We start from the raw sequence: 14591 nt of genomic DNA, 5'->3' as shown, positions 1-14591 counted from the left end.
GCACTCGAAATATGTTTGTTGTCAGTGAACAAACTCCTTAAAAAGATACAATCCGAATGTGTTCGATCTGGTTAAGACAAATTCAATATAATCGTGAACAAGCTCCGGGAGCGCAAGCAACCAATTATTCTCCTGCGCTCTCCAGGTTTTTGAACTGGCTCTCGAACATCCGGGCGTAGAAGCCTTGGCGCCCGATCAATTCGTCGTGGCTGCCCTGCTCCACGATCTCGCCATGATCGATGACCATGATGTTGTCGGCGTCCCGGATCGTATTGAGCCGATGCGCGATAATGAAGGTCGTACGATCCTTCATGATTTGGAGCAGCGCATCCTGGATATGCAGCTCGGTCCGCGTGTCGATGCTGCTCGTCGCCTCGTCGAGGATGAGGATCGATGGCTTCGCCAGAATGACGCGGGTGATGGCCAGCAGCTGGCGCTGACCCTGGCTGAGGTTGCCGCCGTTCTCCGACAGCTCCGTCTCATAGCCGTCCGGCAGGCGGCGGATGAATACGTCGGCGTTCGCCATTACGGCGGCTTCGCGGATTTCCTCATCCGTCGCGTCAGGCTTGCCGTATTTGATGTTTTCCTTGATCGTGCCGGAGAACAGGTACGTGTCCTGCAGCACGATCCCGAACGTGCGGCGGAGGCTGTCGCGGGTGTAATGGCGGATATCGACGCCGTCGATCCGGATGGAACCCCCGGTCACGTCATAGAACCGTGTCAGCAGATTGACGATCGTCGTCTTGCCCGCCCCTGTCGGCCCCACCAAGGCCGTACTGGTCCCCGGCTTTGATTCGAAGCTGACCCTTTTCAGGATCGGCACCTCTGGCCGGTACCCGAAGCTTACGTCCTTGAATACGACGTGGCCTTTGGTGCGATCGAGCCGTACCGCATCCGGCAAATCGTCCGGCTCCTCCCTCTCGTCCAGCACCTCGAACACCCGCTCTGCACCCGCCACGCCGGACTGGAGCAGATTATAGATGTTGGCCAGGTCGTTCAGCGGGCGAACAAACTGGCGGGAGTAGCTCAGGAAGCTCGCGATCACGCCGACGGTAATGAGGCTCTTGACGGCGAGAATCCCGCCAACGAGCGCAACCGCGGCAAAGCCGATGTTGTTGATGACGTTCATGAGCGGCATCATGAAACCGGAGCGAATCTGCGCTTTGAGCCCGACTTCAAACAAGCGGCCGTTGACCGCCTCGAACTCGTTAATCGCTTGGTGCTCGTGATTGAACGCCTTGACGACTTCCATACCGGAAATCGTCTCTTCGATATGTCCGTTCAGCATGCCGAGCTGAACTTGCTGTTCCTTGAACAGCACTGACGTTTTGCGTGTGACCGTGCGCGTCAGTAAATACAAAATCGGTACGGTAATTAGGCTCGCCAAGGTCAGGATCGGGCTGAGCACGATCATCATCACCAGCGAGCCGATAATGGCGATGCCGCCGGCCATCAGCTGCGTGGTAGATTGGGAAACGGTCTGGCTCACATTGTCGATATCATTGGTCAGCCGGCTCATCACTTCCCCGTGCGACCGGGCGTCGAAATAAGATACCGGAAGCTTCTGCAGCTTCTGAAACAACGAGCGGCGAAGCCCCGCAACGATTCGCTGCGACACGCCGGCCATCAGCCAGCCCTGCAGAAAGACGAGCACGACGTCCGTGATATAGGCAGTTGCCAGCACGATAATAAACGACTGCAGCAGCCCGAAAGCGACGCGTCCATGGTTTGCGGACATAGCGTCGATCGATTTGCCGATCAGAAACGGCCCGATCAAGGTTACGCCCGCATCGATGATGATAAACACCATGATCAGGCTGAGCAGCTTGCGCTCGCGTCCGAAATAACGCCACAGGCGCCCCATCGTTCTCCGGAAGTTTTTGGGCTTGACCGGCTTGCCCCGGTTCATGCCCCCGCTTCCGGGTCCCCTCATCATCCCGCCAGGGCGTCCCGCAGGACCCGGTGCTCCCGGAGGCGGCGTCTGCTGTGCCTGTGCGGCTTCATTCTGCGGCATGCGGATGCATCTCCTTCCCCATCTGGGATTGGTAAATCTCCTGGTAGACCCGGCACGTCTCCATCAGCTCTTCATGCGTGCCCGTGCCGACCATCTCCCCGCGGTCCATCACCACGATCCGGTCGGCATCCATGACCGACGTGATCCGCTGGGCGATCAGGATGCAGGTCAGCTCGCTGGCATACGTCCGCAGCGCTTCCTTGATTCTGGCTTCGGTCGCGACGTCCACCGCGCTCGTGCAGTCGTCGAGAATCAAAATTTCCGGCTTCTTCACCAGCGCCCTAGCAATGGACAGGCGCTGCTTTTGTCCGCCTGAGAAGTTGACGCCGCCTTGGCCGATCCGGCTGGCATATCCTTCAGGCGAAGCCATGATGAAGTCATGCGCTTCGGCGATCCGGCACGCCTCTTCCATTTCATCTTGGCTCGCGTCTTCCTTGCCCCATTTCAAATTGTCCTCCACCGTGCCGGTGAAAAGCATGATCTTCTGCGGAACGACGGCAATCATCTCGCGCAGCGCATGCGGGTCCATGTCCCGCACGTCGGTGCCGGCCACTTTGACCCGCCCTTCGCCGGCATCGTAAAAGCGCGGAATCAGGCTGACCAGCGTGCTTTTCCCCGAACCGGTCGAGCCAATAATCCCCACGGTCTCCCCGGGAAGGCAGGTCAGCGTAAAGTCGCGAATGACCGGGTCGCCCTGGGTTCCCGCATAGGAGAAGCTCACATGCTCGAAGTCGATGCGTCCGCGCTGAGAATCGCGTTTCGTCGCCGACTTGCCTCCATTGTCCAGCCCGCTTCCTTCGGCAAACACTTCGCCAATCCGGCCTGCGGACGCTTTGGCCCGCACGAACATGTTGAAGACGTTGCTGATCATCATCAGCGAGAACAGCATTTGCGTCATGTAGTTGATGAACGCGATGATGCTGCCGACCTGCATCTGCCCGTTGTCGACCCGAATCCCGCCGATCCAGAGGACGGCGATGATGCCGAAATTGAGGAAGAGCGAAATCCCCGGTCCGAAAACGGACATGACCCTCATCGACAGGACCGAACGGCTGGACAGCTCCGTGTTGGCGCTTTCAAATTTTTCCACTTCGTAATCAAAGCGGTTGAACGCCTTAACCACCCTTACGCCCGACAAGTACTCGCGCATGACGCTGTTCACTTTATCCAGCGCCCGCTGTACCCGGATAAAGAATGGGAAACCGATCTTCATGTTCAGCACGATGAGAACGGCCACAATCGGCACGACCACCGCCAGTACGAGCGACAAATGCACATCCAAACGGATGGCCATAATGAGGCTGCCCACGCACAGCAGCGGCGCCTTTACGAAGAACCGCATCATCCCGTTCACAAAGTTCTGCACCTGGGTGACGTCATTCGTTAGCCGCGTGATGAGCGAGGCCCGGTCGAACTTATCCATGTCCTCGAACGACAGGGACTGGATTTTCCGGAATAAATCCGACCGCATTTCCGCCCCGAACCGCTGTGACACATGGCTTGAAATGATGTTCCGGGTGGAGGCCGACACCGCTCCAACGGCGGTGATCAGGAGCATGAGCCCTCCGTAATGGAAGACTTGATCCATCCGGCTCTGGGCCACCCCGACATCGATGACCTTGGACATCATAGTCGGCTGCAGCAGGTCGCACAGCGACTCTACCGCCAGAAACAATACCGCTACGCAAAACAGTTTCCAGTATTTCTTGACATACTTGTTGAAAAAGGACATGGCTGCATCACCTTTTTACGCTTATTTGAGGTAAAGCTACATGTTCACCGATATGTAATTTAAGACATATACACTAGTGAAGATTACTCCTTTTTCGGTCATCTGTCACGACCAATATCCGGCAAAAACCTTTTATTCCCTAAGCCACTTGTCAAAAAACTCTCGGTAACCTTCCTTCATGATGCGGCTGGAAAAGCTCTCGAACGCGTAGCTCCGGTTGTCCCAGGAATAAGAAGACGGCGATGCCGCAGCCATGTTGACCAGCTCAAACCAATTTTTTTCATTCCCTGAAAAGGAATGGCGGGCGCTGATATGGCCGTAACAAGGGTGCTCGGGCTTTACGACGATTTTACCCATGGCGAGCGCCTCGGTCAGCGGCATGGCGAACGTATCGAATTTCGAACAGTTCCAGTACACCTTCGCCGTGTTCATCAGCTTAAAAATATCATCCTGGCTCAGCGCAAACTGCAGCCGGACATTGAGCGGAATGTCGTATTTCTTCATGCTCTCCCGGTATCGTTCGCCCCCGAAGACCATGTACACCTCTTTGTCCGGATTCTGCCGGGCATACTCCAGCACGAGATCCGGCCGGCGGTTCTCCTCGTCCCGTCCGATCCACAGAATGCGGTTGTTCACGATCTGCGACGGGTCAAAATGCCGCTCCGCCAGATCCTCGCTGAATCCGATCGGGATCACATCCACGTCGGTTACCCCGAAATTGCGGGCAAGCTCGCCTTTCAAAAACTCGGTCTGCACGACCGCCTTGTCCACTATTTGATAAAAAGGCTTCATCATATCGTACCCCGTCAGGGCCGGATCGGGAAAGCTGTGCGGAAAAAGTACGCTGTTTTTAAGAAACATTTTCAGATAGGTAAATCCGGATACGGTATAGATCACGTGCTCGATGCCGTTCGCGTAGATCTGGTCCAGCACGATGTCATAGTTCACCAGGTCACCCTTCTCATGCTCATATCCCGGCACCCAGTCATACCCGCTCACATGGCGCTCCGGGGATATGAAGACGATATCCACCCCCAGCTCGCGGCCGATGGCCTGCAGGCGGTCCGCAAAGACGCGCGGCCCCTGCCTCTCGGTAAATTGGATCTTTCTCATGACCAGTCCGACTTTGTTCATAACTTCATCATCCTTTATCTGCACTGCCTTTCTGAGTTGGAAAATCAACAGGTTTACGGGTCAGGACAGGAGCGGGCAGGCCAGCAGCGCCATTTCCAGGCATATACGGCGTTCCGGCTCCAAAAAGTCCTCCCCGAGAATTTCGTTTAGTTTGTCCAGACGGTTGTACAGGGTCTGCCGGTGGATAAACAGCGCCTTGGCCGTATCGTTCTTCGAGCCCATGTACTGCAAATAGACGTCGAGCGTCTGCACCAAATGCAGGTGATGCTCCTTGTCGTAAGCCATCAGCGCCCCTAGCTGCTCCTCGACGAACGATTGGAGGAACGCCTTGTCCGGGATGGCCTTCAGCAGCTGGTAGACGCCGATCCGCTCGTAGAACAGGCTGCTGTGCATCAGCTCCACCGAGCGGGACACCTCCATCACTTGCTCCGCTTCCTTGAAGCTCTTGTGCATGTCGGTCATCCGCGGGCGGATGCTGCCAAAGCCTGCGTGCAGGCTGAACGGCTGGGTAAGACCCACGCCCGTCAGGCGCAGGCTCTCCACGATCCGGCGCACCGCCTGCTTCAAGGCCGCCGCGTTGTCCCCCGAAGCGGAACGCTCCCGCGCGCACAAAATGTAGATGCGGTGCCCTTTCTGCATCAGCAAATTGCGCAGCCCGTGCTTCTTGAGCAGGGCGCGCAGCCGGACGAGGAGATCCTGCTCCTCCGCTTCGATCCGGTCCCGGTCGGGCCGCAGGGCGCTGTCCGGATACTCCAGCTCGACGATGCCACCGATGAAGAGGACCTCTCCCTGCTTGGCCGGACGTACGCCCATCCGGGATCGCGCTGCCTCTTCGTCCTCCAGCTGGTGGGACAGGATATCCTGGATCAGCTGGTTCTGATCCCGCAGATGCTTCTCCTCCAGAAACAGCATCCGCAGCAGCAGCGTGGCCAGCGATTTGGCCGTGTAGTCCAGCAGCAGGACGATCCGGTCCAGCGGCTGCTCGCCTGGGAGAATCATCCCCACGTACGCCAAAGTCTCGCCGAGGCAGATGACGGGCTGCGAGAGCAGCAGCCGGTCGCCCGGCATCGGGAAGCGGCTGGGCTCCTGGGCGGCCGCTTCATTTCCCTCCACCTGCTTGCGGTAGAAGAAAGTCAGCTCATCGGCTTCCTCCGAGGTTGCCGGCTTCGGACAAAATTTATTCGCCTCCACGGACGAATGATACACAATTTGATAACCCGTGTATTCATATAATACATGGAGAACGGCATGAACATCCGTACTCTGCAGGGTAATTTGCTGCAGCCGGCGGGAAAAGGCCTCCAGATCCTTCAGCAGCTGATGCTGCTGGTTGATCAGCAGCCCGTGAATATTCTGGGTGATTTCAACGAAGCGGACAGGCTGCTCGAATACGAGCAGCGGAAAATCGCACTGGTCCGCCAGCTCGATAATTTCCTCCGGAATATTCTCGATGCTCGTGCCCAGCTCGACGCACAGCCCCGCCGCCTGCTGGCGGATGAGCTGCTGCATGTAGGACAGGCGCTCCTGCTCGTAATGATGGAGCCAAAGGCCGGTGGTGAGGATCAGGTCGTTCTTCGTCACGAACGGGGCCACGTTCGTGATTTCGAGAATATGCACCCAGCCCACCTCACGGTCCAGGCCGTTCGCTCCGGCAATCAGCCGGGCCCGCTTGAACACCGGGCGCTCCAGCACTTCCCGGATATGCAGGTTGAAGCCGCTGCTCATCGGCATTCACATCCCTTATGTTAATTATGGTAACACCAGCCGAACATTATGTCCTGCCGCTGCGGCAAACGGATTGACAAGACGTATGATGAATACGCACCGATTCGATTGTACACTTTTAATATATTATGAGGTGAGGTGATCTGTCATGAAAATCGGAGTACCCAAGGAAATTAAAAACAACGAAAATCGCGTCGCCGTCACGCCGGCAGGTGCCCTCGAACTGATTCAGCACGGACATGCGGTATATATCGAGCATCAGGCCGGTGCGGAAAGCGGATTTCCCGATGAAGAATACAAGCAGGCCGGAGCCACCATTCTGACGGAAGCATCGGAGGTGTGGTCCCAGGCCGATATGATTATGAAGGTGAAGGAGCCGCTTCCCAGCGAATACGGATATTTCCGTAAAGGGCTCATCCTGTTCACGTACCTTCACCTGGCCGCCGAGCCGAAGCTGGCCGAGGCGCTGGTGCAGTCCGGCGTTACCGCCATCGCCTACGAAACCGTAAACGTGAACGGCACCCTGCCGCTGCTCACGCCGATGAGCGAGGTGGCCGGACGCATGGCGGCGCAGATCGGCGCCCAGCTGCTGGAGCGCCCGCATGGCGGCAAGGGCATCCTGCTCTCCGGCGTTCCGGGCGTATCGCGCGGCAAGGTGACGATCATCGGCGGCGGCACGGTCGGCATGAACGCGGCGAAAATCGCGGTGGGTCTCGGCGCCGACGTCACCCTGCTCGATCTCAGCATTCCGCGGCTGCGTCAGCTGGACGATATTTTCGGCAGCCAGATCAAGACGCTGGTGTCCAGCCCGTCGAACATCGCGAAGTCGGTTCAGGAGGCGGACCTCCTGATCTGCGCCGTCCTGATTCCAGGCGCCAAAGCGCCGCGCCTCGTCACCGAGGAGATGGTCAAATCGATGAAGCCGGGCTCGGTCATCGTGGACGTGGCGATCGACCAGGGCGGCATCGTCGAGACGATCGACCATATCACGACGCACGATAACCCGACGTACGTGAAGCACGGCGTCGTGCACTACGCGGTGGCGAACATGCCGGGCGCGGTGCCGCAGACCTCCACCTTGGCGCTGACGAACGCCACCATGCCGTTTGCCCTGAAGCTGGCCGGCGAAGACCTGCAGCATCTGCTGGCAACGAACAGCGCCATCCGCAGCGGGGCGAACGTGGTCAACGGCAGCATCACCTACGAGGCGGTGGCCCGCGACCTCGGATACGACTACGTGCCGGCGGAGAAGGCGCTCGGACGCATTAAAGTATAGCTTTCACTCATCCCTACGGGATCGATACCCATGTCAAAAACCGGCTTCCTGATGTATAGGAGCCGGTTTTTTGGGGTCCGCTTCGGTTACTTTACTTGACAGTAATTTGAATCTCGGCCGATTCCTCGAAACGCTCGCCCGTGGACTTCAGGCTGAAATCAGGACGCGCGGTGATCGTGTACTTCCCAGGAGGAAGGGTGCTCCACCTGGTGTCCTTCAGCATCTGGGCGGGCAATTCCTCATTCGGGTGGGCCTTCTGATAGATCGTAAAGTTATAGCTTGGAATATCGATGAATGAGTCCAGCTGATCCAGAAACACATCGCTGCGGCCGCCAGACCGGTTACCGCAGCCGCCCGCATCCATAATTTGCTCATGCTGCTGCACCCTCTTTTCCATGAATCTGTATGCCTCAGAACTCATTGGACATTTTAATCACTTAGCCCAATCATACATGGTTATGGAAATTATTTGAAGTACCAGGGGGTGCAGCAACACAGCATGATCACCCTCTTAGGCTGCATCCGGGAGGTAATCAGGACTCGGAGGTTCTCACGAGGTCCTTAAGAGGTTCTTAGCAGCGTCTTCGCGCCATTGTCTGCCGCTGCGGTTCTGTAGCGCCGAACAAGCACCCAGTCATAAAGAAGCGGGATGAGCAGCAGACTGATCAGGGTGGAGCTGATCATGCCGCAAACGACGACGATGCCTAGCATTTTTGAGATGACCGTGCCGCTGCCGCTTGAAAAACACAAAGGCAGCAGCGTCAATACGGTGGTCACCGCCGTCATCAAGACGGGGCGTACCCTGGAGGAAGCGCCGAGAAGAATCGCTTCCCTCGGGGCCATCCCCGCGGATAGATGGCGCTCGACCCGGTCCACCAGCACGATGCCATTCGTTGCGGCAATACCGGTAATCATCAGCAGGCCGACAAGCGTAGCCAGATCCCACTCTCCCCCGGTCAGGACCAATCCGGCAATGGAGCCGATAAAGGCGAAGGGAATACCGGCCAGCACGCAGAGAGGAGCCCTCCACCCCCGGAAAACCATGCTGAGAATCAAGAGGATCAGCACAACGGAAACCGATAATGCGATCGCCATTTCTCCGATCATTTGTCCGACTTGAGCGGTGATGCCATTCATCGAATAATGCACGCCGGCGGGAAGCGTAAGCTCGCTCAGACGTTTCTTGACTTGTCCGGCGACCTGCTCGATATTCCTGGATGTAATATTCGCGGTCACCACGGCGAATGGCTCGCCGTCCCGCTCCCGAATGACCTGCGTCCCGGCAGCCCTTGTCAAGGTTGCCAGCTGTTCCAGCGGCACAGGCTTGCCGTCTTTGCCCTGGAACGTTTCGCGTCCAAGCATGGCCAGTACCTCCGTTTCCGGCAGCTCCATGCCGGAAGCGTCATCGCGGGCGGCCGGGAGCTCGGTACGGATTTCAAGGGGAACCGCATCCTGCCTTCCAGCGTTCATCTCGAGCAGCGTCCCTCCGGCCAAATAATTCCGGACTCTTTCCATCACCTGCTCCGGCTTCACACCGGCGCTTTCCAGCTTGGCCCGGTCCAGCTCGACCCGGTAACCCGCCAGGCCATCCTCATCGTCGGCGGCTCCCAGAACGCTCAAGTCCGCCATCCCTTCCAGGCTGCTGCGGATCGTTCCCGCGGCCTGCTCCAGAGTGGCGCCGTCGGCCCCGGTTAAATCAATTTTTACTTGGGAATCATCCCCGGAAATATTCTGGTTCGTGACGGTCACCACAGCGCTCCCCGACAAAGCGGTCAGCCGCTCCTTCAGCCTCGCTGTTACTGCGTCAACGTCCTCGCCCTTCTGAACGGACACGGCAATATTGGCGATATTGTCGCCTTGGATCCACCCCCCGCCCGCGTCAAACACATCGTCGAATTGAGGCGTGAAAGTGGAGCCCAGTACCGAAGAATAAGTGGAAATTCCAGTATCCGAGGCCAGAACTTGTTCCATACGCTTTACAGCAGCATCCACTTGAGACAACGTCTTCCGTTCGGGAAATTCCAGCTGGACGTTAATTTGGCCCGTGGAATTGGCAGGTAAAAAGTTTACCGGTAGCAGGAACCCTCCGGCGATGGCACCTGCCAGCAGCACGGCAAAGACGGATATCAATCGCGCTTTCCGGAGGAAGGCCCACTGCAGGACGCGCCGGGTAACGGGTTCGAAGGCTGCGCCGGAAGCGCCAGGTCGGTCTCTTTGCCATACATAATACAAGGCGGGAACTACCAAAGCCGCTACTAGCAGAGAGGTTAGCAGAGCAATAACCACCGACCATGCGAACCCCGAAAACGCGGCACCAATCATCCCGCCGACCAAAGCGATGGGGACAAACACCGCAACGGTCGTCGCCGTCGACGATACGATGGCAGGCAGCATTTCCTTGGCCGCTTCGGATATCCGCCCGGAAGATGAAGATTTGGCTTGGCTCTGCTTGCGGTGGATATTGTCAAGGATCACGATCGTGTCGTCGATCACCCGCCCCATCGCTACGACAAGTCCCGAAAGGGTGAGAATATTGAGGCTGAATCCCATCACGTGAAGCAGCCCCGTGGTTACCAGAATGCAAATCGGCAGCGACAGCGCAATGAGCAGCGTGGACCGGATGCTGCGGAAAAAGAGAAATACGCTGACCATGGAAAATAAACATCCTAACAGCCCTTCCCGAAATAATCTGTTCAGGGAAGAGTGAACCTGCGCTCCCTGGTCAAACATGACGGAAAGCTTCACATCCTCCGGCGGGTAACCGGTCATGCCTGAGAGACGGCTGCGAATGTCCTCCGATACTTCCGTGATGTTGGCCGACGGTTTTTTGAGGATATCCAGCACGACACTCGCAGCACCTCCGGTTCTGGAGATCGTCTGCTTGTCGACCAAGGATGGGGACAAGGTGGCAACCGAGGAGAGAGGCTCGCTCTGCCCGTTGGCCCCTTGGATGGGAAGGTCCATCCATTCCGTCTGATTCGGATTCCAGCCCGAAGCCTCAAGAGGAATGGACATGACACTGTCCGTCAGCTTGCCTTGGACCGAAGGAAAACTCACCCCGGCCAGGGACTGCTTGACGTTATCGACCGTTAATCCTGCCTTGGCCAGGTCCTCCATCCGAACCGACAGAACATAGCCGTTCTTTGCGGAGCCGGTAGCCCGGACTTCGCTTACGCCAGGCGTATGCAGCAGTTCATCGGAGATTTGAGCCTGCACGGTCGTTCTCAGCGTATCCTCATCCACTTTTCCTGAAGGGCTTGTGATGGTCAGCCTCATGATCGGAAAAGAGCTCGTGCTGACGCGGGTGACGGTCGGCTCGCCCGCGCCTGCTGGCAAAGCTACATCCCGCAAAGCATCGGTTACGTCCCGCTCGGCACGATCCATGGTGTAATTCAAGGGAAAATACAAGCTGATCAGAAGTCCGCCGTTGAAGCTGTTCGTCTCCAGCGATTGCAGCTCTTCCACGCCCCGGACCGCCTGCTCGATCGGCCTCGACACGGCGTGTTTGATCTCCTCGGCCAGGAAACTGGGGGCATGAATCGTGATCATGAGCGTAGGATTGTTGATCGGCGGGAGGTAGTCCCGGTGCATACGGTAAGCGGATACTCCCCCCCAAGCCAAGATGATCGCCAGCAGGATCAGAATCAGCACCGTTCGTTTCATCGCTGCCTCGATGAGTCTGTTCATCATTACTCAGCTCCTTGTGGGATAGACGAATGCAGACAATCCCCCATGCTCCTGAACGGAACGATGGGGGAATATGTCCGCACCTTTGGTTTTACGCTAGTCTACTGACGGTACAACCCTTTATTGAACGGCTTTGCTGTCCGGCTGACTTGCAACTTCCGCAGGCGTAAGCACCTTGTCCTCGCCCGGATACGGCGTGTCAAACCCTTTGGTTGCATACCAAGTCACATGGTTCAGCATATTGGCGTTCGTCTCGTCCGGAGAAGCCTTTTCCCCGCTGAAATGAACCTTATTTTCGTTCGACCATGCCGTCCACGCCTTCTCGATTTCCTTGGCTTCCGTCGTCACCTCTGCCGTATTGGCCAGTGCCGCGGCATTGGACCCGGGCTGGCCGTTTAACGTATCGAGCGGAATCTGGTTCGGCACGAACTCATACGGCGTGAAGTCCGGCTTGTCGGTAAAGAGCTCGCTCATCGGAACGGCTGCCGCATCGTTCTGATTCATCGGCGGCAGGCCCAAAATTTGCTCGATGCTCCGGACCATGTTAATCACCGTCCAATAATGGCTATCGGTCACGCCTTTCTTGACCCAAGGGCTGATGACGTAAGCAGGTGCACGGTGACCATCCACATGATCCACCCCGTTCTGTGCGTCATCCTCGGTCACCAGAATCAAGGAGTCTTTCCAATACGGGCTGTGGGAGATCAAATCAACGATCTTGCCGACGGCCAGATCATTATCGGCCACCTGGGCCTGCGGAGTCGGGAAGCCTGTGGATGTTCCTGCCGTATGATCGTTCATGACCCACATTTGCACGAGTTGCGGCAGGTCGCCGTTTTTCACATAATCCTCGAACTTTTGCTTGAAGATTTCGTACCGGTATTGATCCGGAATGCCCGAATCGAACGTCGGGAACGGCTTATAGGTGATCGGGTCGAGCGACGGAATATCGGTCTTGGCCGTGTAATCCCCGATCGGCACATGAAGCTCTCCCTGTTTTTGCCCCGACAGAATCAAGTAATCGTTATACCAGTCCGTCCAAGTACCGAATGCCTGAGGGCCACTGAATGCCGTGGTGTCTTCCCCGAAGTTGACGACGGATAACCCATGCTTCAAGGCGTTGTCCCACAAGTGTCCGGTCGATGCGTAAGCCAAGGAATCTCCCGCGCCCCCCGGATAGCTCCGTACGTTGCCTACGTCCGTTTCCTTGTCTTCATAATCGGTATTGGTTGCCTGCATGACCCACTGGTGTCCGCTTGCCGACTGAATACCGGATACGTAGAAGTTATCGAGAAGCGGGTAAGTATTAGCGATTTTGTGGAAGTTGGGGGTTACGTCTTTTCCGAATTGGGTTAGAGCGGGGTCCGAGTTGCCTTTGCCCATATCCCCGTGGACCTGGTCATAGGTTCGGTTCTCTTTGACGATGTAGAAAATATGCTTGATCGGCGAAGGCTCGCCAATCCGCTCGGGTATGGCCACCGGCTTCTTGTTGTTGCGGGGCTTGGCATTACGGCCGGCAATTTCGAACCAATTGTTGTTGGCATAGACATCATCCGTCCATTGGACAAGCTCTTTGTTTCCAAAGGATGCCGGAATGATGGAAAGAGACCCTTTCTGGGCATAAGAGGAATGTCCCGTTACGCTGATCCCCTGTATCTTCAAGTTGCGCTCCGGTCCGAGGGAACCGACCCCGTCGGCATTCGCCACGAGCAGCCGATTATGGGTTTCGTCGGTTGCGATATCGACCGGGAACCATGCGGTCGGTACCAGTCCACGAAGTCTGGGTTCCTTGGACGGCCCGTTCCAGTCATAGACAGCCAGCGCGTTGTTGCGTCCGAGACTGACCGCAAGCTGGTTCCCGTTAATCATCTTTACCGCATTGGGCGCCGATCCTTTGGGTGCATCAGGGTAAGGCTTGACGTCGATGGTCTGCACGACATGGTTTGTTTTTGTATCGATGACCGACACCGTGTCGCTGTTCGTGTTGGCAACAAATACATACGAACCGGAGACATCCATCCGTGCAGGCTGCAGTCCCACTTCGACCGTTGTGCTGACCGTTTTCCCGGACAGATCCACTACGGACACGGTGCCGCTGGCCGAGCTTCCCGTTTGCTCCGCTACGATTGGCGTCCCGGATGAGTCAACCGTGAGGTCGCCGGGCTCGGCGGCTCTTCCGCCTGTGTTCGTTACATAAGCCGTATTGCCGCTGACCACGACGCTGGTCGGTGCGTTGCCTACGGGGATTCGATCCGTGAGTTGGCCCGACTCCAAGTCAATGACACCGAGGCTGTTATCACGGCTAAGTGCTACGAGAAGCGTCTTCCCGTCCGGCCCCAGTGCAATATCCTGAGGGTTAATGTTGCCGCCTACAGCTGCCAAAGGAAGGCTCACGGTTTGCAGAATCGACGGGGTGCCGTCATCGGCGACCGACATGATGACGACTTTGCCGGTCGTCCCGGACGAGCCAGTTGCATACAGCCGGGTGCCGTCGGCAGAATAAGCCAGGCCCCACATATGCGAAAGGCTTAACGGGATGTTATTTTTGACCAGTGCTCCCGTTTCCAAATCCACAATGTTGATGCCGTTGCCGCCATAATCGCTTCTTCCGATAATGGCCGCTGCCGTTTTTCCGTCCGGACGCACCTTCACCGAAATCGGATTTCCCCCGAATTCGACTTGCTGGCCTACCGGCGTGACGTATTGATTGACCGGTGTTAATACTGAACCGTTCGCCTGCCGTCCGACCATGTCTTTGTCAAAGGGGTTTCCTACCGCCGCGTATACGCTTCCTGCGCCGAGCAGCAAAGACGCCAGTGAAATCAAAGCCACGCCCCTTTTCTTCCCTAACTTCTTCCGTCCCATTCATTCCCTCTCCTCTGCTATCGATTTCAATCGTCCTGCAGGATAGATATTAAGAAGGGAATGTAACGCCAATGTAAAAAGAAACAACGTATCTGATTAAACGGATGAAAATAATTCCAAACACCTATATGTATCATTCTTCATAGGGGGCATATTCG

The 14591-nt window shown here is 56.9% G+C and carries 8 protein-coding genes; 1 reads left to right on the top strand and 7 read right to left on the bottom strand.

Annotation, left to right across the window (positions count from 1 at the left end; translation table 11 throughout):
• Nucleotides 1-124: 124 nt before the first annotated feature.
• The 4 genes from IAE55_RS24620 to IAE55_RS24605 form a co-directional block, all read right to left on the bottom strand.
• On the bottom strand, nt 125-2014 hold the full coding sequence (locus IAE55_RS24620; protein ID WP_442793347.1) for an ABC transporter ATP-binding protein: 1890 nt from the start codon (nt 2012-2014) through the stop codon (nt 125-127).
• Nucleotides 2001-3746, bottom strand: coding sequence for an ABC transporter ATP-binding protein (locus tag IAE55_RS24615; protein ID WP_200634154.1), 1746 nt, complete (start codon nt 3744-3746; stop codon nt 2001-2003). Before IAE55_RS24615 ends, IAE55_RS24620 begins: the two co-directional genes overlap by 14 nt.
• A gap of 132 nt (nt 3747-3878) precedes the next feature.
• Nucleotides 3879-4880, bottom strand: a complete 1002-nt coding sequence (locus IAE55_RS24610; protein WP_145162709.1) for a glycosyltransferase — start codon at nt 4878-4880, stop codon at nt 3879-3881.
• A gap of 60 nt (nt 4881-4940) precedes the next feature.
• Nucleotides 4941-6605, bottom strand: a complete 1665-nt coding sequence (locus IAE55_RS24605) for a PucR family transcriptional regulator (protein WP_200634153.1) — start codon at nt 6603-6605, stop codon at nt 4941-4943.
• 148 nt (nt 6606-6753) lie between these two features.
• Here IAE55_RS24605 and ald point away from each other — a divergent pair, with 148 nt between their 5' ends.
• Nucleotides 6754-7881 carry an alanine dehydrogenase gene (ald, locus tag IAE55_RS24600; RefSeq protein WP_089549627.1) on the top strand — a complete coding sequence of 376 codons (1128 nt, stop codon included), beginning with the start codon at nt 6754-6756 and terminating at the stop codon, nt 7879-7881.
• 91 nt (nt 7882-7972) lie between these two features.
• On the opposite strand, the gene IAE55_RS24595 is transcribed toward ald, so the two are convergent.
• The 3 genes from IAE55_RS24595 to IAE55_RS24585 all read right to left on the bottom strand — a co-directional run bounded on the left by IAE55_RS24595 (nt 7973) and on the right by IAE55_RS24585 (nt 14433).
• On the bottom strand, nt 7973-8278 hold the full coding sequence (locus IAE55_RS24595) for a hypothetical protein (protein ID WP_145162703.1): 306 nt from the start codon (nt 8276-8278) through the stop codon (nt 7973-7975).
• Between the two features lie 164 nt (nt 8279-8442).
• On the bottom strand, nt 8443-11571 hold the full coding sequence (locus IAE55_RS24590) for an efflux RND transporter permease subunit (RefSeq protein ID WP_234489829.1): 3129 nt from the start codon (nt 11569-11571) through the stop codon (nt 8443-8445).
• Nucleotides 11572-11688: 117 nt separating this feature from the next.
• Nucleotides 11689-14433 carry a bifunctional YncE family protein/alkaline phosphatase family protein gene (locus IAE55_RS24585; protein ID WP_200634152.1) on the bottom strand — a complete coding sequence of 915 codons (2745 nt, stop codon included), beginning with the start codon at nt 14431-14433 and terminating at the stop codon, nt 11689-11691.
• Nucleotides 14434-14591: the final 158 nt, after the last annotated feature.

Source organism: Paenibacillus sp. S28 (assembly GCF_016624415.1).
GTDB classification, from domain to species: Bacteria; Bacillota; Bacilli; order Paenibacillales; family Paenibacillaceae; genus Paenibacillus_AQ; species Paenibacillus_AQ favisporus.
This window is presented reverse-complemented; position numbering and strand designations above follow the sequence as displayed.